The organism is Bacillus sp. FJAT-22090, assembly GCF_001278755.1.
Classification (GTDB): Bacteria; Bacillota; Bacilli; order Bacillales_A; family Planococcaceae; genus Psychrobacillus.
In genome coordinates this window covers 3,809,966-3,832,192 of sequence record NZ_CP012601.1, presented here as the reverse complement: position 1 = coordinate 3,832,192, position 22,227 = coordinate 3,809,966, and the positions used below count along the sequence as shown (strand labels likewise).

21 protein-coding genes are annotated in these 22,227 nt (G+C 37.3%); 7 read left to right on the top strand and 14 right to left on the bottom strand.

The window, feature by feature from the left end:
• Positions 1-19 precede the first annotated feature (19 nt).
• The 11 genes from AM499_RS19330 to AM499_RS19280 all read right to left on the bottom strand — a co-directional run bounded on the left by AM499_RS19330 (position 20) and on the right by AM499_RS19280 (position 12,754).
• A complete protein-coding gene (locus tag AM499_RS19330; RefSeq protein WP_053591722.1) occupies positions 20-1,636 on the bottom strand; it encodes an extracellular solute-binding protein in 1,617 nt (538 codons plus the stop codon).
• 34 nt (positions 1,637-1,670) lie between these two features.
• Entirely contained in the window at positions 1,671-2,549 is an 879-nt protein-coding gene (locus tag AM499_RS19325; protein WP_053591721.1) for a carbohydrate ABC transporter permease, read from the bottom strand.
• 12 nt (positions 2,550-2,561) lie between these two features.
• Positions 2,562-3,563 carry an ABC transporter permease gene (locus AM499_RS19320; protein WP_053591720.1) on the bottom strand — a complete coding sequence of 334 codons (1,002 nt, stop codon included), beginning with the start codon at positions 3,561-3,563 and terminating at the stop codon, positions 2,562-2,564.
• A gap of 28 nt (positions 3,564-3,591) precedes the next feature.
• Positions 3,592-4,743, bottom strand: a complete 1,152-nt coding sequence (locus tag AM499_RS19315) for a Gfo/Idh/MocA family protein (RefSeq protein ID WP_053591719.1) — start codon at positions 4,741-4,743, stop codon at positions 3,592-3,594.
• Positions 4,744-4,846: 103 nt separating this feature from the next.
• Positions 4,847-5,869 carry a LacI family DNA-binding transcriptional regulator gene (locus AM499_RS19310; RefSeq protein WP_053591718.1) on the bottom strand — a complete coding sequence of 341 codons (1,023 nt, stop codon included), beginning with the start codon at positions 5,867-5,869 and terminating at the stop codon, positions 4,847-4,849.
• Between the two features lie 460 nt (positions 5,870-6,329).
• Complete coding sequence (locus tag AM499_RS19305) at positions 6,330-7,856, bottom strand: tripartite tricarboxylate transporter permease (protein ID WP_053591717.1); 1,527 nt, start codon at positions 7,854-7,856, stop codon at positions 6,330-6,332.
• Between the two features lie 18 nt (positions 7,857-7,874).
• Positions 7,875-8,324, bottom strand: a complete 450-nt coding sequence (locus AM499_RS19300; protein WP_053591716.1) for a tripartite tricarboxylate transporter TctB family protein — start codon at positions 8,322-8,324, stop codon at positions 7,875-7,877.
• A 54-nt stretch (positions 8,325-8,378) separates the two neighbouring features.
• On the bottom strand, positions 8,379-9,395 hold the full coding sequence (locus AM499_RS19295; RefSeq protein WP_053592297.1) for a Bug family tripartite tricarboxylate transporter substrate binding protein: 1,017 nt from the start codon (positions 9,393-9,395) through the stop codon (positions 8,379-8,381).
• Positions 9,396-9,542: 147 nt separating this feature from the next.
• Entirely contained in the window at positions 9,543-10,229 is a 687-nt protein-coding gene (locus AM499_RS19290; protein ID WP_053591715.1) for a response regulator, read from the bottom strand.
• Entirely contained in the window at positions 10,213-11,823 is a 1,611-nt protein-coding gene (locus AM499_RS19285; RefSeq protein ID WP_053591714.1) for an ATP-binding protein, read from the bottom strand. The genes AM499_RS19290 and AM499_RS19285 overlap by 17 nt, the downstream gene beginning before the upstream one ends.
• Position 11,824: 1 nt before the next feature.
• On the bottom strand, positions 11,825-12,754 hold the full coding sequence (locus AM499_RS19280; protein WP_053591713.1) for an AEC family transporter: 930 nt from the start codon (positions 12,752-12,754) through the stop codon (positions 11,825-11,827).
• Positions 12,755-12,947: 193 nt separating this feature from the next.
• On the opposite strand from AM499_RS19280, the gene AM499_RS19275 reads away from it, so the two are divergent.
• Together AM499_RS19275 and bioB are read left to right on the top strand one after the other, a co-directional pair.
• Positions 12,948-13,520, top strand: coding sequence for a biotin transporter BioY (locus AM499_RS19275; protein ID WP_053592296.1), 573 nt, complete (start codon positions 12,948-12,950; stop codon positions 13,518-13,520).
• Positions 13,517-14,530, top strand: coding sequence for a biotin synthase BioB (gene bioB, locus AM499_RS19270; protein ID WP_053591712.1), 1,014 nt, complete (start codon positions 13,517-13,519; stop codon positions 14,528-14,530). The genes AM499_RS19275 and bioB overlap by 4 nt, the downstream gene beginning before the upstream one ends.
• A 65-nt stretch (positions 14,531-14,595) precedes the next feature.
• Here bioB and AM499_RS21755 read toward each other — a convergent pair whose 3' ends face one another.
• Positions 14,596-14,772 (bottom strand): hypothetical protein, encoded by a 177-nt coding sequence (locus tag AM499_RS21755; RefSeq protein ID WP_156316834.1) that lies wholly within the window; start codon positions 14,770-14,772, stop codon positions 14,596-14,598.
• A 107-nt stretch (positions 14,773-14,879) separates the two neighbouring features.
• Here AM499_RS21755 and AM499_RS19265 point away from each other — a divergent pair, with 107 nt between their 5' ends.
• A complete protein-coding gene (locus AM499_RS19265; RefSeq protein WP_053591711.1) occupies positions 14,880-15,827 on the top strand; it encodes a nucleoside hydrolase in 948 nt (315 codons plus the stop codon).
• Positions 15,828-15,968: 141 nt separating this feature from the next.
• Here AM499_RS19265 and AM499_RS19260 read toward each other — a convergent pair whose 3' ends face one another.
• On the bottom strand, positions 15,969-17,972 hold the full coding sequence (locus AM499_RS19260) for an ABC1 kinase family protein (protein ID WP_053591710.1): 2,004 nt from the start codon (positions 17,970-17,972) through the stop codon (positions 15,969-15,971).
• A 218-nt stretch (positions 17,973-18,190) separates the two neighbouring features.
• On the opposite strand from AM499_RS19260, the gene AM499_RS19255 reads away from it, so the two are divergent.
• The 4 genes from AM499_RS19255 to AM499_RS19240 are packed head-to-tail and all read left to right on the top strand — an operon-like array spanning position 18,191 to position 20,584.
• On the top strand, positions 18,191-18,910 hold the full coding sequence (locus AM499_RS19255; RefSeq protein WP_053591709.1) for an ABC transporter ATP-binding protein: 720 nt from the start codon (positions 18,191-18,193) through the stop codon (positions 18,908-18,910).
• A gap of 12 nt (positions 18,911-18,922) precedes the next feature.
• Complete coding sequence (locus AM499_RS19250) at positions 18,923-19,669, top strand: ABC transporter permease (RefSeq protein WP_053591708.1); 747 nt, start codon at positions 18,923-18,925, stop codon at positions 19,667-19,669.
• Positions 19,670-19,718: 49 nt separating this feature from the next.
• Entirely contained in the window at positions 19,719-20,177 is a 459-nt protein-coding gene (locus AM499_RS19245; protein ID WP_053591707.1) for a LytTR family DNA-binding domain-containing protein, read from the top strand.
• Positions 20,174-20,584 (top strand): DUF3021 domain-containing protein, encoded by a 411-nt coding sequence (locus AM499_RS19240; protein WP_053591706.1) that lies wholly within the window; start codon positions 20,174-20,176, stop codon positions 20,582-20,584. The genes AM499_RS19245 and AM499_RS19240 overlap by 4 nt, the downstream gene beginning before the upstream one ends.
• A gap of 440 nt (positions 20,585-21,024) precedes the next feature.
• On the opposite strand, the gene AM499_RS19235 is transcribed toward AM499_RS19240, so the two are convergent.
• A complete protein-coding gene (locus AM499_RS19235; RefSeq protein ID WP_197275668.1) occupies positions 21,025-22,179 on the bottom strand; it encodes a PstS family phosphate ABC transporter substrate-binding protein in 1,155 nt (384 codons plus the stop codon).
• Positions 22,180-22,227: the final 48 nt, after the last annotated feature.

Below are 22,227 nucleotides of genomic sequence, written 5' to 3'. Positions count from 1 at the left end.
TGTATGAGTATAATTTATTTTACTTTTCTTTTTTCGATCGATCGTAAGCTCCTTGTGCAAGCTCAAGATAATCTTGTACTCCCATTTTATCTAGTGTTTTCTTATAGTCATCCCATTTACTAAAGTCTTGTTTTCCAGTAATAAAAGCAGCTGTCATTTCATCAATATATGTTTGTACATCTGTCATAATTGCACTAACTTTTTCCGTTTCATCCATTGTATAGTTCAACCCGGGAAGGATATCTTCATCTTTTATTCGATAAGGACGAGCCTTCTCAGCATTTAGGATTGAATTTTCTTTACCTTCTGCACCTTGGAAAAACTTTTGTCTAACCACTCCAGGATAATATCCTCCTGGCCAAGTCAAATATTCACTTATTGCTTGGTCCATATTTAAACCATTCGGATTGTTTGTAATCGTATCTAAATACTTGAAGTTTCCAGCATCATCCTCTTCATATGTTACACCTTCAAACCCCATGAAGAACATCTTAGAACCTTCTTCTCCATAAAAATGATCCATCCAACGAACCATTGCTTCTGGGTTTTTTGCTTTATCGGTCAATACGAACATCCCCAGATTTCCAAGACCATTCGAAACTGTATTATAAGCACGTTCTCCCGTAGGACCTTCTAGAACCGGTACACCAACGTAACCGTCAAGTTTATATAATTCTGCCGGGTCTACTTCGCTCAGCATACCAAAATTTCCTTTAGATGCTTCTGCAGCAAACACATGCGGTTCAGTTGTGAAGACATCTTGGTTGATTAAACCTTCTGTATATAGTTTGTTCAAGAATGTAAGCAATTCTTTGTATTCATCCGTAGTTGGAATAAAACGAAATTCTTCCGTACCTTCTTTAAAGTCGAGGTTTAAATTCATAGATCCTTGTTTGTTTAAACCATAAGTTCCTCGCAAATAAGCAATGAACTCATTAATGCCATAGCCACTGCCCCATCCAAGCTCATCGGGTTGTCCATTCCCATTCGGATCTTGTTCTTTAAATGCTTTCAATACTTCGTACAATTCATCTACATTTTCAGGTTCCTCTAGGCCCAATTTATCGAGCCAATCTTTCCTAATCCACGGTGTATTTGCGCGAAGAGATTCAAATTTCGGATCATAAAATGTAGGGAAACCATAAATATTTCCATCCGCCATCGTTACTCCTTGCTTCACTGAAGGATATTCCTCTAGAATCTTTTTAAAATTTGGTGCATATTCATCGATATAGTCATTTATCGGTAAGAATACACCTTGTTGTCCATATTTGACTAAATCTGTTTTAGAAAATGCTGAAGCAAAAAATAGTTCAGGATAATCTCCAGATGCAAGCATTAAATTTCGTTTCTCTGCTAATCCCTCAATTTGCGTTGTTTCCCAATTCACTTCGATATTCGTCATTTTCTCATATTCATCCCAAAGCATAAGTTTGTTCCAATCTTGCGATGCAAAGAATTTTGCTGCAAAACCATCCACTTGAATCTTTTCTTCAACAATTGGCATTCCCGTCGCTTTTACATTACCGGCATTTTCACTTTTTTCAGTAGCTCCTTCCTCATTAGAACAAGCTCCTAAAATACTAGCCGTTAGTAATAGACTTGCAGTAAAACAAGTAATATAGTTTTTCTTCAATACATTCTCCCCCTTATTTATCCTGTTTACCTTGTTACCCTTTGAGTGATCCAATCATGACACCTTTCACAAAATACCTTTGTAAAAATGGATAGAGCATAAGCATAGGCAAATTTGCAACAATAAGTACAGCATATTTCAACCCTTCAACACTTAGTTGCTGAGCTAAAAAGCTTTCTGATGTCGCTTTAATCATGTCATCAGTTTGACCTTGAATAAGTATTTGACGAAGAATCAGTTGAAGTGGAAACTTCTCTTGATCCTGTAAATAAATCAATGCTTGGAAGTATGAATTCCAGTGACCGACCGAGTAGAAAAGAACCATTACTGCTATAACTGGAAGTGACAACGGCAAAACGACACTCCATAAAATCCTAAAATTTCCTGCTCCGTCTATCATCGCCGATTCCTCTAACTCATGAGGAATCGATTGGAAAAACGTTCGCATAATAATAATGTTCCAAACTGCAACTGCGTTTGGGATGATCATAACCCAAAACGTATTTAACATCCCAAGATCGCGAATAAGTAAGTACGTCGGGATAAGCCCACCACTAAAAAATATTGTAAAGACGATAAACGCCATGAGGAATCCGCGACCCTTTAAATCCCTTCGAGACAATGGATATGCCGCTAAAATAGTCATAACGACATTCAGAATCGTACCAAAAACTGTATACTTCAATGTGTTAATAAATCCATTTATAATATCCTCGTTTTGAAATACCTTTTCATATGCATCTAATGTAAACTCTTTTGGCCATAACCACATATCGCCTGATATGACATTCTGAGGGTTACTAAGAGAAGCACTAAAAACAAAAATTAATGGATAGATTACGAGAAAAGCGACAATTGCAAGAAATACATAGTTGAATACATTAAACGCGCGATCAGTTTTAGTTTCTCTCAATCTAGTCACCCCTTACCATAGACTTGTCTCATTCACTTTTTTTGCAATCTGATTTACCATAATGAGCATGATGAAGTTAATGAGCGAGTTGAACAGTCCTACCGCAGCTGAGAAACTATATTGAGCTTCCAAAATTCCACTTCGGTAAACAAATGTCGAAATTACATCAGACGTCGACATATTTAAATCATTTTGCATTAGATATACTTTTTCAAACCCTACAGCCATAACAGATCCAGCATTCAAAATGAAAAGAATAACAATAGTAGGCATGATTGCCGGGATGTTGATATGGATAATTCGTTGAAATTTTGACGCTCCATCTATCATTGCAGCTTCATGTTGTGCCGGGTCCACTGCAGCAAGCGCAGCAATATAAATAATGGAGCTCCACCCCATCGTTTGCCATACATCCGAGAACACGTACAAGCTTTTAAACCAAGCCGGCTCCGTGATAAAATCAATCGGTGAACCTCCGAAAAGTTGGATAATCTGATTGACTAGCCCATCTGTTTTCAAAAACAACAGGAGCATTCCTACAACAACTACAGTCGATAAGAAATGCGGTGCATATATAACTGTCTGTACGAATTTTTTATAACGCAAACTTTTTATTTCATTTAACATGAGCGCTAGTATAATAGGTATTGGAAAAGAAACAGCTAGCGTAAAAATACCAATTCCTAAAGTATTTTTTATTAGTCTCCAGAAATAGTAACTATCAAAGAACCGCTCAAAGTGTTTAAATCCTACCCATGGGCTCCCCATAATCCCTTTTGATGCAATGAAATCTTTAAATGCAATTTGCAAACCATAGAGAGGAAAGTAATGAAAAACCAGAAAGTATAAAATAACGGGTGTAAGCAATAAATACAGTTCCCAATTTTTTCTAAAAGACTTTTTCCATTCAACCCATACACTTTTCTTCGACTTTTGCCGATTTTTCAATGACTTCTTTTTCCCTCTATTATCGGTATCTTCTACATAGCCTACGCCTTCACTCAAATTTGTCATGATCACACCCCTTTTCTTGCTATCCTATTTAATTGTGAACTATGCTTGATTCTTGTGAAATATTGACTACTTTACCGCCTGCACGTATAGATTCTGTTGCTGCACATCCGACTGCTACACTCATTCTCCCTGCAAATGGCGTTGTTAGAGGTTGTTTATCATACAGCACTAACTCTACAAAATCTTGCGTAATTTTAGGATCTGCTCCACCATGACTACCATCTTCAGGCTTCATCTCATAGGTAACATCACTAAAATCTTTCCATGAGTTTGTTTTTCGAGTTTTCAAGTATATTTTTCCGTTTACATCATCATTCTCTATACGACCTTTTGTCCCGATGAACGTATAGTTCCGTGAATAATCAGGTGTGAAATGACATTGAAGATAAGATGCCTTAATACCGCCTTCAAGTTCCATAATGAGCATATTATTATCTTCCACATCGATTTCTTCGCGGAATGCACATTCCGTAAATGTATGGGCAACATACTCTGGACACGTATTCTTTAATTCACACTCGGGACAAGTTAAGTCGTTTGGATTGTTCCCACCATAATAGTCAAGCCCACCAAATGCTGAAACTTTCGTCGCATACTTACCTGAAATCCAATGGATAACGTCAAGATCATGTGAACCTTTCTGTAACAGAAGTGAAGTTGTATTTTCTGATTTTCCATGCCAATCGTGGTAATAGAAGTAACCACCAAATCCGACAAAATGACGAACCCAAATACTCTTCAATTCCCCAATAGCACCTGAGTCAATTAATTCCTTCATCGTCTGGTACATGCTCATATAACGCATATTGAAACCAACCATTAAATGCTTTCCTGATTTCTGCCAAACGTCAATAATCCGGTCGCATCCTTCTACCGTAATAGCAAGTGGTTTTTCAGAATAGACATGTTTACCTGCCTCAAGTGCTGCTATAACATGTTCCTCATGCAAATAATCCGGTGATAACACCGCAACTGCATCCACATCTTCACGTTTCAATAGTTCTCTGTAATCCTGTGTCATGAATATTGGAGAATCGAATTTCTCTTGAAACTTTGACAATCGCTCTTGAGAAATATCTGCGACCGCAACTACTTCTGATTCACCTTCAGGCTTATGCCAGTAGTGTGCTAGTCCGCCTCTAAGACCAACTCCGATAATACCCATTCTTACTTTCTTCATTTCTCCACCCCATCAATATTTATTGTCAATTCTATCTTGGAAAATTTCCCGTATTTACGGATAACGTTTTCCTGTAATGCTTGATTAAGTAATCTCCAAAATTTCATGTAGATTGACGAATTAGTAATTCAAATGGTAATAAGGTTTTTAAAGCTATATTTGGATTATCTTCAATTTGATTCATCAGCGTTTTGGCTGCGATAACACCCATTTCATATTGAGGTATCGATATGGTCGACAATGAAGGAACTACATATTGAGCCATATCATTATTATCAATGCCGATAAATGCAATATCTCCTGGAATGTTAAGATCAAGTTCGTGTGCAGCCCGCATCGCAGCAATCGCTAGTAAGTCACCAGCACAAAATATAGCAGTTGGGCGATTATTTTGAGGATTATTTAATAATTCCTTTGTAGCTTTATAGCTTTGTTCCAAGCACCAATTTGAATTAATGATCCAACTTTCTCTAATAGGCAATCCAAATTCATTCATTCCTTTTTTAAATCCTTTGAAACGTTTTTCGTTTGTCATTGTAATGTCAATTCCACCACCGATGAAACCGATATGACGATGTCCTTTTGATATTAGATGTTCCACTGCTTTAAAAGCTGCTTCTTCTCGGTCATAATCTACAGTGGAAATTGCATGATCACTATAGTTAAAGTCAACGCCCACGACTGGAATCATATCCTTGATTTCAAGAAGTATTTCTTCATCCACCTTGTCAATCAGTAAAACCCCATCTACTTCCTTTTCCCTAATAATCTGATGAAAAAAAGCTTCGTCTTCCAAATCCTCATTACTTAACAGTAATAGCGAGTAGCCTGCATTATTCAATGTTTCGCTAATACCGGAATATATTTTGGAAAAGTATGGGTTAGACTCGGCAAGACGTGGACTTGCAAGCCATGCGATTCTCCTTGTGCTCTTCTTTTCTTGCACAGAAGATGCGACAAGATTCCGAGCGTACTCGTTTGGTATATAGCCCAGCTCTTTTACAGCCTGCCAAACTTTTTTCTTTGTTTCAGGATTCACATTCCGTGAAGAATCATTTTTAATGACGCGGGAAACAGTAGTAATTGAAACTCCAACGTGCTTTGCAATATCTTTTAATCTAACCAATTTTTTTGTACCTCTTTCCTTTGCAACCGTTTTCAATTTATATAATTGTACTATATAATCCATAGCAATCTAGTACAATATTAAATTAAGTATAAATAGGGTCAACAGGTTGTAGGTACAAGTTAGTGCAAAAAAAATAAATTCAATGAATATATTATATTCAGAAAATTGGTACTGAAATTAATATATAATTAGATCCCTCGTGTGTCAATATATTTTTTTAACAGATTATACCGTTTTTGATTAGAAACAACCGTTACACTTGAACACCCCTTATCTAAAAAAATTATATTCATGGTTACTACTAGTATATAAATCGGTTAAACGGTCAGAAATTATTTTATCCGGTCACATTTTTGTATATCCGGTCAGAAAACTTTCTATCCAGTCACAAATCTATTTATCCGGTCAGAAACTAAAAAAATGCAGACTCTCCATTCAAGTAGAGTCTGCATTTCTCTTATTCTTCTTCGTTTACAATAACTTGACGTCCCTTTAATTTTAAAAGTAAAGGAATCAATAACCATGCTGCAGCTGCAATGATGAAAACTAGCGATAACGGTTTTGTTACGAAGATACTAAAGTCTCCATTCGAAATCGTTAAAGCACGACGCATATTGTTTTCAATCATTGGGCCAAGTACAAGTGCTAAAACTAAAGGAGCTACTGGGTAATCGTTCTTCGATAATAGATAACCTAAAACTCCACAGCCTAACAATATGAAGAGATCAAATGTTGTATATTGTACTGCGTAAACACCGAAGAATGAGATGGCAACAATCATTGGTAGCAAATACTTCTTTGGTGTCTGAATGATTTTTGCAAAGACTCTTACTAGTGGCATATTCAGCACAAGTAACATTAAGTTCCCGATGAACATACTTGCGATTAGGCCCCATGCAACTTCTGGATGTTCATCAAATAATAATGGGCCTGGTTGAATATTGTACATGATGAGTGCACCCATTAGTATAGCGGTCGTACCTGATCCAGGTATCCCTAAAGTTAAAAGTGGAATCATTGCTCCGCCAGATGCTGCGTTGTTTGCTGACTCCGGACCCGCCACTCCAGCAATATGTCCGGTTCCAAATTTCTCTGGAGTTTTACTAAATTTTTTCTCCGTCATATAGGAGAAGAATGAAGCTAGTGTAGCACCTGCTCCTGGTAAAACACCTATAAAAAAGCCTAGAAGTGAACCACGGGCAATTGGTACGGCACTTTCCTTCATATCCTGCTTTGTTGGCAATATCCGATTGATCTTAGCAATTGCCCCTGACTCTTCATCTCGTTCTAAAATTGTTTTAAACACTTCCCCCAGGGCAAATAAACCAACTGCAATCGTTAAAAATTCGAATCCTGAATATAAAATGGGAAGGTCATATGTAAAGCGGGCAATTCCCGAAACCGCATCTATTCCTACTGTTCCTAGCATAAGTCCGAAAACAGTCATCATTAATGCTTTCGTCATTGATTTTCCTGCAAGTCCGCTCACTGCTGCTAAACCTAATAACATTAACGAAAAATATTCTGCTGGTCCAAATTTTATCGCCACATTCGAGAGTGGTTCGGCTAATAGTACAAGTCCAATTAACGAAACTATCCCTGCACAAAATGACCCAATTGCCGAAATTGCCAAAGCTGCTCCTGCTCGACCTTGTTTCGCCATTTGGTAACCATCTAAAGTTGTTACAACAGAAGACGATTCTCCTGGTGTATTCAATAGAATAGAAGTTGTAGAGCCACCATACATCGCTCCGTAATATACCCCTGCTAACAAAATGATCGAGCTTGCTGCAGCTGCTCCAGTTGGCATTCCAGATGTAATCGTTGCTGTTACTGGAATGAGAAGAGCAACACCACTCATCGGACCGATACCTGGCAATACGCCAACTGCTGTTCCGATAACCACACCAACAAAGGCGAACAATATATTATGCCATTGAAATGCGACACTAAATCCGTCAGCTAAAAATTGCAATGTGTCCATAGCTTAATCTCTCCTTCCTTAAAACAGCGGGAATCCTGGCAATGACCCACCAAGAAGCTCTGAAAATAAATAATAAATGCCAAATGAAAATACTGCTGCTATAACTACAGAGGAAACTGTTTTCCCTCTCTCCATCGTTTGAAAAGCTATGAATAAAAATAGAAAGGTAGATACGACGTAACCAACTATCTCTAAGAAAAATGCATATAATACCGCGCCTCCAAAGATGATTAGGAACTTCTTATATTGCAATTGCTCCTTTTGGGAGTCTTCCGATTTATATTTAAATGTTTCATATAATAGTCGAATGCTTAATAATATTAAAATTATTCCAAGGCCCATAGGGAAAATCTTCGGACCGACAGTAGACCCATAAGCACTATCTGAAATTCTTTGGCTCTCTACAAAAAACAGAATTCCAATTAATAAAAAAGCAATTCCGGCTATTCGATCAAATTTTTTATTCACAGTGCACTCTCCTTTCTAATAGAAAAGGCGGCAACAATGGCCGCCAATTACTTTTTATTTCTGCATGCCAAGTGCTGTTAATAATTCAACAATCACTTTATCTTGGTCTTCCAAATACTTAGTAAAGTCTTCTGCGTTACGGTATTCACTAGCCCAACCGTTCTTCGTTAGCTCAGCTTTCCATTCTTCCGTTTCTACCATTTCACTTAGTTTTTCAGACCAGTAGTTTTTAGCGCCTTCTGACATTTCTTTCGGTCCGAAAATACCTCGCCAAATTGTAAATTCTGCATCGATACCAGACTCTTTGAATGTTGGCACATCTGCTAAATCACCTTCTAAACGTTCTGTAGAGCTAACTGCAAGTACACGTACATCGCCAGATTTTACATACGTAGCAATTGTAGATGCATCCGTTGCAATTACATCTGCGTTTCCACCAAGAAGAGCAGCCACTGCTTCTCCACCGCCATCATACGAAACATACTTAACTGTTTTCGGATCAATTCCAGCTTCAAATGCTGGTAGAACTCCTACTAAATGGTCCATAGACCCTGGTGCAGATCCTCCTGCAAGTGTTACTGCCTTTGAATCAGCTTTAATAGCATCTAATACATCTTGTAACGTTTTAAAATCAGAGTCATTTTTAACTACTATTGCACCGTAGTCACGAGTTAACTGTGCTAATGGTGTTGTATCCTTGTAGCCATATTGGCTATTTCCTTCTGCTTTGTTGTTATTAATAAGAATTGGTGGAGACTTAACCATCAATGCATAATCATTCTTTGCTTCTTTCGTTGCAAATTCCGCCATGTACACTGCTCCACCACCACCTGGCTTGTTTTCCACAGTGATTGGTTTTTCAATTAATTTCGTATCATTCATTGTTTTTGCGATAGATCGTGCTGTTAAATCCCATCCGCCCCCTGCACCAGATGGAGCAACAAGCGTAATATTATTTTTGGGATACTCAGAAGCTCCTGCTTTTCCTTCTCCACCTTCTTCGGATGAACAAGCTGCTAAGCCTACTGCTAATGATGCTGTAAAAGCTATTGAAGTGATTTTTTTCCACATACTCACATTAAATCCCCCTTAACCCCTTTTTATGATAGCGTTTTCATTCGCTTGTTTATAATTTATCAAAACATTACGTAAACTCAATGCTTTTGATTATAAGTTGGATAAAGGGTATTAAGTTCATTTTGTTCATATTGTTCACGACTACTGGATAAAGTATCTACGCTCCGGTCTACCAACCGTTCCGTATATGAGTTCTGCATACACAACCTTTTCTGAAACTAAATATTCTAAATAGCGTCTTGCAGTAGATCGACTCACCCCTACTTGTAGACCAAGAGACTCCGCTGTAATCCCTTCCTTTATTGTTTTTATCTCATTTACTATTTTTTCTTTCGTAATTGGATCGATTCCTTTAGGAGGAATCGATTCCATATACTGTATAGGTGTCGCTTTATTGTTCCAAAGCGACTTGATTAATTCCTCTTGGACATTGCCTACTCCTGTGAGGATATCTCTCTTTTCTTTGTAAGCCAGAAGACTTTCCTTGAATTTTTCAAATGTTAATGGCTTCAAAATATAATCTGCCACACCACCTCGAAATGCTTTTTTCACAATATCCGCCTCAGCTGCAGCAGTGATGAAAATAATATCTGTGTCTGGACTATGCTCCTGTATGACTGTTAATAAGTCAGTTCCTAACGTATCAGGAAGGTACACATCTAGTAAAACTAAATCTGGTTGATAGGAAATAATCCAATCCTTCGCTTCATCCCCTGTAAATGCAGAACCAATGACCTCAAATCCTACTAATTTTTCAATAAATCGTCGATGAATATCAGAAATTCTTTTATCGTCTTCTACTATTAGTATTTCAATTTGGTTTGTCATGTAAATAACCCCCTTTTGGAATCGAAACGATAAACAGAGCTCCTCCTAGATCGCCTCTTTCGATAGCAATCGAGCCACCCAAATCATTCACATTTTCCTGTACCTTCACTAAACCATATCCGCGATTTCCATCTTCCTTCGTAGAAACTCCTTCCTTCCAAATATCATTTAGTACTTCCTCTTTTATCCCATTTCCTGAATCTTCTACTTCAATTAAAATTTCTTCTCCGTTATCTAATATGAACACTCGGACAATCCGTTCGTCTTCTAGTAAGCCCTCGACTGCTTCAAATCCATTCGTTACTAAGTTTCCAATAATCGAGACAAAGAGGTGTTTCTGTAAATGTTTCGGCAGCTTCTCTAAGTAACTGTCTTCATCCAAAACAAATCGTACCTTCAATTCCTTTGCACGATTTAAAAATCCAATAACAATCCCCCCAAGGAATGGATCCTGTAAATGCTTCGTCATGAATTGAATTAATGATTGATGTTCTGCTGTCTCTACATGGATTAAACTAAGTGCTTCCTCATAAGAATTTAGCTGAATAAGACCGGATATCGTATATAAAAAATTGTTATATTCATGTGTCTGTGCTCTTAATGCTTCGGTATAACGCTTCACTTGCGATAACTCTTCAGCTAACCGATCAATATCCGACTGAAGACGAAAACTTGAAACCGCTCCCACTATTTTGTCTCCTACTCGAATCGGAATACGATTTACAATCGCTTTTTTTCCACGAATCTCCATCGGACGATCTAATTGATCTTCTCCAGACTCCATAACTTGTGGTAGATTCGTATTTGGAATCACTTCCCAAATATTACGACCAACTAGCTCCGTCTGTTCTGGTAAAGATAATATTTCGTGTGCTGCTAAATTGACCATCGTAATGACACCGTTTGCATCGACCATAATAATTCCTTCGCGTACAGATTCAATCAATGCATTACGCTCTGTAAATAAACTCGCTATTTCAGACGGTTCCAGATTAAATAATTCTTTTTTAATATTGCGTGCTAATATACTAGATCCAACAATTCCTATTAAAATAGCAATTACAACGATATATGCAATATTGTCCACATACTGCATGAATATCATTGCAATATTGTCCTTTAAAAATCCAACTGAAATAACTCCAATAATTTCTCCTTTGTCATCGAAAACTGGTGCTTTCCCTCTTAGAGCTGTTCCCAATGTACCAGTAGCTTCTGATATATAGGATTTACCATAAATTAGTGCTTGCTCATTATCATCGCCTACCATCTTTTGCCCGATTCTTTCCTTTACAGGATGGGCATAGCGAATTCCTTCTTTATTTCCAATAACAACATACTCTGCCCCTGTGCTCTCTTGGATAGATGTTGCAATAGGCTGAAGAACATCCGTAGGATTCTCTGCTTGAAAGCCAGCAATAATATCTTGTCGTTCTGCAGTAGTGATTGCTATACTAAGGGCCCTCTCCCCTATTTGTCTTTCAATGGCATGAGAAATGATAAAGTAAAAGGATATCCCTATGACTATTGCCACTAACGAAACAAATATAGCCCCAAATGTAAAAATACGTGCTTGTAATGTATTCTTTTTCATATTACCCCCACAAAACTTTTGATAAATAAATAACGATTGTCACGGTAATGCAGCTAACAACCGTTGAAAATAATACAATCTGTGCCGCTAAATTTGGCTCAATATCATACTCCAGTGCAAGTGTAGAGCTATTTCGAGAAGTTGGGAATGCACTTGCTATGAATAAGGATTGTGCTACTACACCATCAATATCCATCACCATGATTAAACCAAACGCAAGCATCGGGCCTAGTACTAACCTTCCAACTGTGCTTGTTAATATAACCTTGTTAAATATTGTTTTAATATCGAGCTGAGCTAACTGGGCTCCCAATGTAATAAGTGCAATAGAAATAAATGCATTTGCCAAGTAATCCAATGGTATCCGCAAAGAAATGGGAATACCTATATTCCATATGTTCATCACTGCTCCAATGATTAACGCATGTACAAGCGGCAGGCGTAATAAGCTACGTAAAATATCCAACCCAGACTTTGTAGAAGATATTAAATTATATAAACCGTATGTATAGGTAATAATGTTTTGGAAAATCACGATAATAATTTGAATAGAAGTACCAAGAGGATTAGCTACGAATAGCATCTGACTGACTGGAATCCCATAGTTCCCAGAGTTAATGAGCACAATGCTATTTTTATAAATAGCCGCCTGATTTCTATTTAATTTTAGTAGTTTGCTAACAACTGTCCCCAAAATCATTAAACAAATACTAAAAATCACTAGGTACAAAACAATTTCAGCCATTACAGAAGCGTTTACTTTTGTTTCATAAATATTAACAAAGACTGCTGCTGGCATTAAGCAGTACGTGATTAAATTCGATAAAGCCTTCAAATTAAATTGAAACTTGATCTGTAAAGTTGCTCCTATTCCCAACATGATCAGAATAGGCGCAACAACTTGAAAAAACACCATCCCTAAATAAACCATCCTAGTTGCCCCTTTTCAACAAGCATTTCTTATTTTAGAATATTATCGCACTTTTCTTAATGTTCTACTAGACGTCATTTGTGTTAACCTAAAATAAAAATAGGTTTACACATTTATTTGAAATACATATAATTGAAAATGAAATAGAAAAGAGAGGTGTGGAGTTGAAGTGGTTAAATCACGTTTACACGGGATGATTTTGGCATCCTTATTTGCAGCGTTAATGGGAATTGGAGCGAATATAACATCCATTCTTCCTTTTTTTATTATCGCCGGAGTTCCTATTACTTTTCAGCCGGTCGTTAGTTTGCTTGCCGGTGCTTTGCTTGGAAAAAAATATGGACCATTGTCTATGATTATTTATTTATTCATTGGTTTAGCAGGTATTCCAGTGTTTGCAAGATTCAGCGGAGGGATAAGTGCGATTCTAAGTCCAACGTTTGGATTTTTGTTGGCATTTATACTCGTGGCTTGGGTTACAGGTGTAATGGTAGAAAAAAGTAAGTCGTTCCGGATGCTTTTAATTTCTTCCTTTGTGGGGACAGTCATTACCTATTTGATTGGAACAAACTGGATGTACATAGCCTATAAACTTTGGTTTACTGCTCCGACAGGTTTTGATTACCAAATGGCTTGGACTTTTATGCTAGTGCCATTACCAAAGGACTTAGCATTATCGGTACTTTCCGCAATGATTTCTTATAAAGTGCTTCGAGCTTTTCCAGCACATACACAAACAAATCTAAAACATGAGGTGATTGGATGAACTGGAATGTACTAGCAGAAAATGTGTTAAACGGCCATCAGCTGACGGATCAGGAATGTCTTGATTTTTTACAGGCAGATAGTAAAGAAACACTTGCTCAACTGGATGCAGCATATAAAATCAGACATCATTTTTACGGCAATGATGTTAAATTGAATATGCTCATTAATACGAAGTCAGGGCTTTGTCCCGAAAACTGCCGTTACTGTTCCCAATCATCCGAATCAAATGCCCCAATTGAAAAATATAGAATGATGACGAAGGACGAAATTGTAGAAGGGGCAAAACGAGCTGCTGAATTAGGGGCAGGTACTTTTTGTATTGTAGCAAGTGGTCGTGGTCCAAGTAGACATGAGTTAGCAACAGTCAAAGAAGCAGCTAGGGAAATAAAAGAAACATTGCCACTAAAGTTATGTGGCTGCCTTGGAATACTTGCAGAAAACCAAGCGGAGGAACTTAAAGAAGCTGGGATTGATCGCTACAATCATAATATTAATACATCGGAAGATTTTCATGACAATATCGTTTCCACTCATACATTCGACGACCGAGTTGGCACCGTTGAAAAAGTAAAACAGGCAGGCATCTCCCCTTGTTCCGGTGTAATAATTGGAATGGGTGAATCTTTGGAGAATATTATTAGTATGATGCGTTCCCTTCACTCTCTGGATGCAGATTCTGTCCCGATTAATTTCCTACATGCGATAGAAGGAACAGCTTTTGAAAACAAAACACCAATGACACCGATGTGGTGCTTACGAATTGTGGCATTTGCAAGGTTCATGCTACCTACAAAAGAAATACGCATTGCAGGTGGTCGAGAGCTTAACTTGCGTTCTCTACAACCAATGGCTATGTATGCGGCAAATTCTATTTTTCTTGGAGACTACTTAACAACTTCTGGTCAAGAAGCAGAGAAAGATTTAAAGATGATTGAAGACTTAGGATTTACAATTGAAAAGGACGCGTTCGCAACAAGCGCTGAACATTTCGAAACGAGTGTACTTTAACTAATCCAGCTTCTCGTTAAAGAGATTGAACGGTCACAAATATTTTTATCTGGCCACATTTTTATTTATCCGGTCAGAAAACACAAAATGCAGACTCCTAAGCAGGGAGTCTGCATTTCAGGTTGAATAACTTTTTCAATAATATCTGCACGTGTAGCTATAGTACCAAAACCATCTGCCGATTTTAACATTTCAGCAATATATTTATCTTGTGCATCTAAATATTTTGCTGGGTTTTCCATTGCTGATAAGAGCTTGCTGGTGGTTTTATTTGTTGAAAAGTACTGTTTTAACTTATACTTAGAGAGGAAAAATATGAATAGAAGATTATTGAAATGGAGTGTCTAGTTTGAAAAAGCCTGTTTACTTAAATCACGATGGTGGGGTAGATGATTTAATCTCACTATTTTTATTATTACAAATGGAAGAAGTAGAATTAATCGGTGTTGGTGTTATTCCAGCTGATTGTTATTTAGAACCAGCACAATATGCGAGTCGAAAAATTATTGACCGTTTTGGACAGGGTAAACAAGTTGAGGTTGCTCTTTCAAATTCTCGTCCTGTGAATCCCTTCCCTAAGGATTGGCGTATGCACGCGTTTTATGTAGATGCATTACCAGTCTTGAATGAATTCGATTTAAAAACGGGTGTTGTGGATGAACCCGCCCACATTCATTTAGTAAATAAATTAAATGCCTCTACTGAAAAAGTCACATTACTTTTCGTAGGTCCATTAACAGATTTAGCTCGTGCGCTTGAAATTGCACCAGAAATTGAAGAAAAAATCGAGAAGCTTGTTTGGATGGGCGGTACATTCCTTGAAAAAGGAAATGTTGAAGAGCCTGAACATGACGGAACAGCTGAATGGAATGCATTCTGGGATCCGGAAGCTGTTGCAACAGTTTGGAATTCGAATATCAACATTGATTTAGTAGCCCTAGAAAGTACGAATAAAGTACCTCTTACAAACGACATTCGTAAAATGTGGGCAAGACAACGTGAGAATCTAGGTGTTGATTTCTTAGGACAATGCTATGCAGCCGTACCATCTCTAGTTCATTTTCAAACTAATTCAACTTACTTTTTGTGGGATGTGTTAACAACTGCCACTATTGGCCATGAAGATTTAGTGGAGAAAAAGACTGTTAACTGTATTGCGATTGCAAGTGGTGCAAGTCAAGGTAAAACTGAACTAAATGAAAACGGTCGCCCTGTTCATCTCGTATACGATGTAGACCACGATGTATTTTTTGATTACATCACACAATTAGCAAAAAAATCAGTTCTAAACAAATAAGAAAAACGCAATCGCCCTGTTAAGCCCTTACAAGCGCTTCAGTCCCTCGAGGAGCTGGGAGTCTGGAGCTAGACACTGTTCAAAATTTTTATACTTTCTTTTAAAAAATGCAGACCCCTAAGCAGGGAGTCTGCATTTATATTAATTATTACTTCGTTTCATATCTCGAATAGCTTGGATGGATAGTCTGACAAGTAGTATCGCACATAGAAATAAACCAACATAAGCTGCTGTATTTAAATATACCGTATACGCTTCATATACAAATTGGGCAATTGCTAACAGTGCTACGGAAATAATCCCAAATGTGATACCGACAAGTAATAAGACAAAACGGGAAAACAGTTGCGTAACAAAGTCTGCATTTTTCCTATCCGAGAAAATATCATGATGTAGGATGATTTTTCCACTTTCCACACGCTGAACGAGACGGTCTATTCTACTTGGAATTTTACGAAGCGTTGGGATGATCATAGTCAGCTCTTCTTCAATAAAATCCTTTGTAGCACCAGGTTCTTTGAACGGTTTTTTCAATAAGGACTCTATATACTGTTTAGAGTACTCTTTTCCTTCTACGAAAATATCAAAATCTGGTTTAATAATGCGTAATGTACCATCTAATGTGATAAGAGAGCGAAGTGCAAGTCCCACGGATGGATAAAAGGACAACCCGAAATCACGGACAACTTCAAATAGAGATTGAATCAGTTGTTCTGTAGGAACACGATCCACATAAGAAATCTTCAATAATATTTGACCTAATGCTTGTTCAATATCTTCTCGTTCTGAATGGTCTGCATCCTCGATAAGTAACATCACTCCATCGTACAGTATGCTCGCATCATTTTGCCGAATCCCAAGTAATAGTAGTTTCATCCCTTCTTGCTGGGGAGCCGCCAGTCGACCGACTGCACCGAAATCTAGTAATATTGGAAGGCCATCTTTTTTATCTATAAAAATATTCCCTGGATGTGGATCGGCATGGAATATACCGGAAACTAGCATTTGCTCCATGAATGAATAAAGTACTGTTCGAGCAAATTCTCTTCTATCGATCTCTAAGTCATAAAATAAGTCATCACCAACCGCTACACTTTGACCATGAACATATTCAGAAACAATCATACATTTGTTACTAAATTCTGTGTAAACACGTGGTATCTTCACTTTATACTGACTTTCCACAAGCGCATTTGTAATTTGTATCGTGTTGCGTACTTCTATATCGAAGTTTACTTCCTCTCGTAAACCATCAGCAAACCCGATTGCGAGCTCTCGAAATCCTAAACTTTCTGCCCAAGTTGATTTACTACAAACCCAATCCGCAAAATCAACTAATATATTTAAATCGTCACGCATTATATCTTTCACATCAGGACGTAACAATTTGACGACGACTTCCTCATTATTTCTTCTTAAAATCGCTTTATGTACTTGTCCAATCGATGCAGCTGCAATTGGCTTCATATCAAAATAGGAAAATACACTTTCTAAACTATAAGGCAGGCTTCTTTGCAGAATTGACTTCACCTGTTCCTCCGTCAAAGGCTTCACATTTTGCTGTAATGAGCCAAGCTCCTCGATGAATGCTTCTGAAAAGAGTTCCTTTCTCGTAGATAACACTTGACCAAACTTGATGAAGATCCCGCCTGACTGCTCTAATATTTCTCGGAAGGCAATCGCTAACTGACGGTCATTTTCTCGATGTCGAGCGTATTTTAATGCTCTTGTAAAACCATTTGTAAGACCAATTTGAACGACTTGGCGCAGTCTTTTCTGTTGACGCCATTGGTTTCGAACGCGTTTGAGAAAAAACTTTTGATTGGTATGTCTATTTCTTCTTTCATCCAATTCAAGTGGGGAAAATAACTCAAAAAACAGATAAAGTAACATCGTGATCAACAGCATACTAGCAATCCAAATAAGTGTGCTTGCATTCGTAACTGCAGTGACCATACTTTCATTCAAATAATCCGTATAACGTAAATAAGAATACCAATACACAAAAGAGGTTAAGGACACGCTAAGAACAACCGACAATATACGCTTAGTGAACTTTATCTGGGTGCCCATTAACCGTCCACTAACAAAATAAATACAAATTGCTACTACAATCATTTGTATAAATAGCTTTGCATAAATCATAGTCCCACATCCTCCTATAAATTGTTTCTACTATAACAAGACCTATTAATATGTATGATAATTCGTTCTGTTCACATTCCTACATGGCAAGCCATGCAAGTCACCTTCTTTTTATTGCAAGTCACTCCCCTTTAAATACCACTCACCTAAAACAAACTGTCTTTTTAGTTATTCCACCATAAACTTGGTATACAAAGAAATTTATTGGAGGAATTACAATGAATATAATTGACGTTCGTAATTTTAAAAAATCTTATGGACAAAACAATGTTTTACAAGACGTAAATTTTCAAGCAAAAGCAGGTGATATTATAGGGGTCATCGGTAAGAATGGAGCAGGAAAATCAACTTTTCTTGAGATTCTGATGACGATTAAACAATATGATGCTGGTAATGTAGTCGTATTAAATGAAGATATACAGTCTCTATCTATTACCCAATTGGAGTATATTCGAAAACAAATATCTGTCGTTTTGCAGCCCACACAATTTTATAAAACGTTAAAAGTAGAAGAATTACTGAAATTATTCAAAGCGTACTATCAATCACCCGTTGATATTAAACAAATCATTGCAGATTTCAAATTAGAGCCCCACCGAAAGAAATACTTTGATAAGCTCTCTGGCAGATGGAAGCAAATAGTTAGTTTAGCAATAGCATTTTTGTCTGAACCAAGACTTCTTATATTAGACGAACCAACTACAGGACTTGATCCACATATGCGAAATCTCCTTTGGTCGTATATTACCGATTACAACAAACGTACAAGAGGCACTGTCATTTTAACCACACATAATATGGATGAAATCGAATTGTACTGCGATAAAGTGATGCTGATTAACAATGGAATCAGTGAGGTTTTTGACACTACCCAAAATATTCTAGCTACAGGCTATAAATCTATTCATGCGTTTTATCTTGCGAAAGTTTCCATTTGAGGAGGAGTTTAAATGTTAGCTACACAATTAAAATATGATTTATTAATGTTCACAAGAGAAATCTTTTATTTAGTTTTCACCGTTGTCGTTCCACCTGCTACGTATATATTTATGGGGCAATTATATGGGGATCAAACATATGGCGCAAACTTAAGCTATGCCCAAACCTATACCCCCTCCTTTATCTTACTCATTACTTTTACGGTTGTATTTTTCGCTTATGGTTTTGACCAAGTAATGCAACGGACGACTGGCATCGAGAAAAGAATTAGTCTATCTCCTGTTCCAAGAAAAACGCTATTACTTTCCAGTATTCTCCGCTCCATTATTATTACAAGCCTTGGATATGTGTTTATATATTCGATAGGTTTGCTTATGTATGATTTACAGTTTCATTTGCGGGAGGCTCTGTCATCCTATGGGTTTTTCATTTTAATCAATGCTGCGCTTCTTATCTTGGCATCTGCTATTTATTCGTTCTTTCAAAATATGAATAGTGCCCTTGTATTTTCGATCGTCCTCTTCCAAATCGTTATGCTTACTGGTGGATTTGCGATTCCTATCAACATGATGCCAAAGTTTGTGCAAGTTATTGCGGACGTTAACCCTTTGTATCATATAAACAATTTGTTTATCGCAGTTTGGAATGGGCAGCTTAACTTTGGCCACAGCACCCTCCTTTCCATCGGTTATATCGTTGCATTAATTCTTGTTTCTATAATAACTTTGAGAATACAAAACAGACGAAAAATGATATAGCTTGCTACTCATGAAACCATTACACTTAGGGAGAGAGGGGTGTCAAGTGTTGAAAGTTTCATTGAATATTGATGATGATTTTAAAGAGACGAAAGTTACAATTGAAACGCCTAAATTGGATGATTCCGTCCAAGAGTTACTTGATTATATAAAAGGGCAAGAAACAGAATTCCTTGTAGGAAAAGTGAGAGAAATGCAGCATATTTTAAAACCTTCGGATATTCACTACTTCCATACAGAAAAAGAAGCAGTCATCGCGGTTACTACTTCTGGTTCCTATAAATTAAAAGAAAAACTTTATGAACTCGAGGAAATTCTTCCTTCTAATAAATTTATCCGCCTATCGAAATCCGTTATAGCAAACCTACATGAATTGAGTCGATTTGAAGCATCATTCAATGGCACCCTATGTGTGCATTTCAAATCAGGTGCAAAGGAATATGTTTCCCGAACCTATGTAAACACGATTAAAGAAGCATTAAAGATGAATAGGAGGAAAAGTGTATGAAGACCTTTCTTTTTCGAAGCATGATTGGCATTTTCTTTGGGGCTTTCTTAGCCGTCCTATTTACTAATTTAATAGTACTTTTTGGAGAACAAGAGATGATAGATGGGCAACTATTTTTGAAGTATTCGCTAGGTTCTATTTTTTGTGGATGGTTTTTCACGGTGAGCCCTCTCTATTTTGAAAATCCAAAATTGCGTTTAGCCCAACAGACAGGACTACATTTTCTAACCGTTGTCGTACTGTATTTTATTTTAGCGTTTGGAATAGGCTGGGTGCCATTTGAATGGTCTAGCTTCTTCTCCGCAATTGTATTATTTGCTGGATTTTATTTAATTTTTTGGACAGCCTTCTATCTTTATTTCCGTAACCAAGCAAAAAAATTAAATGACGAATTGGATTTACTCTAGACTTGTTATCTGGAAACAAATCGGATGCATCAGCCAAAATTTTGGACTCAGCAAGATAATAGATAACGAGACTTTTTTTATTACAAGTAGAACATTAATTAATGTAGAAAAGATGTTGAATGGACAGAAAGTAATTTATCCGGTCACATATTTTTTTATCCGGACATATTTCTGTTTATCCGGTCACAATTTTTTCTATCCGGACAGAAAAAATGCTTATCCGGTCGAATCGGATGGCTTGCTTCAATAATCGGTTGGCTTGGCCAGATTATTTGATGGTTCGACTCGATTATCGGATGGCTTCCCTCGATAATCGGGTGGTCCACGCATAAAATCGGATGGGTCAGCAAGATAGATTAGGTGACTCTTTTACTACAAGTAGCCAAAGTTTATTTATCTAATCACAACGAGAGCTCCCAACATCTAGATGGGAGCTCTGTTCATTTTGCTATGGGAACGTACCCAGCTTTCTCGAGTAACTTCTGCCCTTGCTCAGAAAGTATCCATTCAATCATCTTCTCGACGTTAGGATTATCACTACCTGCTGTTACAATATAAAACTCTGATGCAATTGGATAGTCACCTGATCGAATCGTTTCTTTCGTTGGTGCTATACCATCTATTTCTAATAGTTTTATCTTCTCGTTACCTACCATTTCAGTCGAATAGAAACGGAAGGTGTAGCCTACTGCATTTTTAAAGTTTTTATATTGGGCTACTTCATTAATAATTCCGCCCATTCCTGTAGCTATATCTTCTGAAGGTGCCTCCATAATAGGAGTGTCCCCCATTAAGTTTTCGAGTGCTGTTTGGCTTCCGCTATCTGCCGGGCGCTGAAAGGCACGAATAGAATCATCTGCCCCTCCGACCTCTTTCCAATTTGTCACTTTGCCAGAGTATATATCCTTTATCTGCTCCATCGTTAATCCATTTACTTTATTTTTTTGATTGACGAAAAATACAAAAGCCTCTCTTCCTATTGGCGTTAGTTCCAGCTCTTTTCCTTGTTGCTTTGCTTTAGTGAGCTGTGCTTCAGAAGGAGCTGCGACAAAAATCATGTCTACCTTTCCGTAAATCAAGTTGTCGTAGGCGTCCGGTGTTGTATTAACCATCACTGCACTATCATATGGATAATAGTCATTTTCCGGATATGTAGCCTGAACAAATGCTGAGTATAAGGGATATAAAGCTGTTGCTCCGTCCATTCTCGGTAGCTGGTCTTTAAGCTGCAAAGTTGAAGCCTCTTCTAATGTTGCTACTTCTCGTGAATCTGAAAAAGGTTTATAGACATAAATATTCACTTCTGCATCCACCATCTCAATTCGTTTAGTATATTCATACTTAATAGCTGGAACAGTACTTAATGAAATCGCCATTATTCCAAAGCTTATGAAAATCACCTTCCGCTTTTTCGTTTGGAAGAAATGAAAGACAAGAAGAACAAAAAAGATATATACCACAACTCCACTTGTTAATATGAACGCTACATACGATATTTTCCCAATAATTAAAGTAAAGAAAAGCACTGCAAAAGTTAAAAAAAACATTCCTATGAGAATAAAAACTGCACTTAAAACTTGTTCAAAAAATGACATTTTCTTCAATGGAAATCTCCCCCTATTCGGATATTCTACAACTCTAGG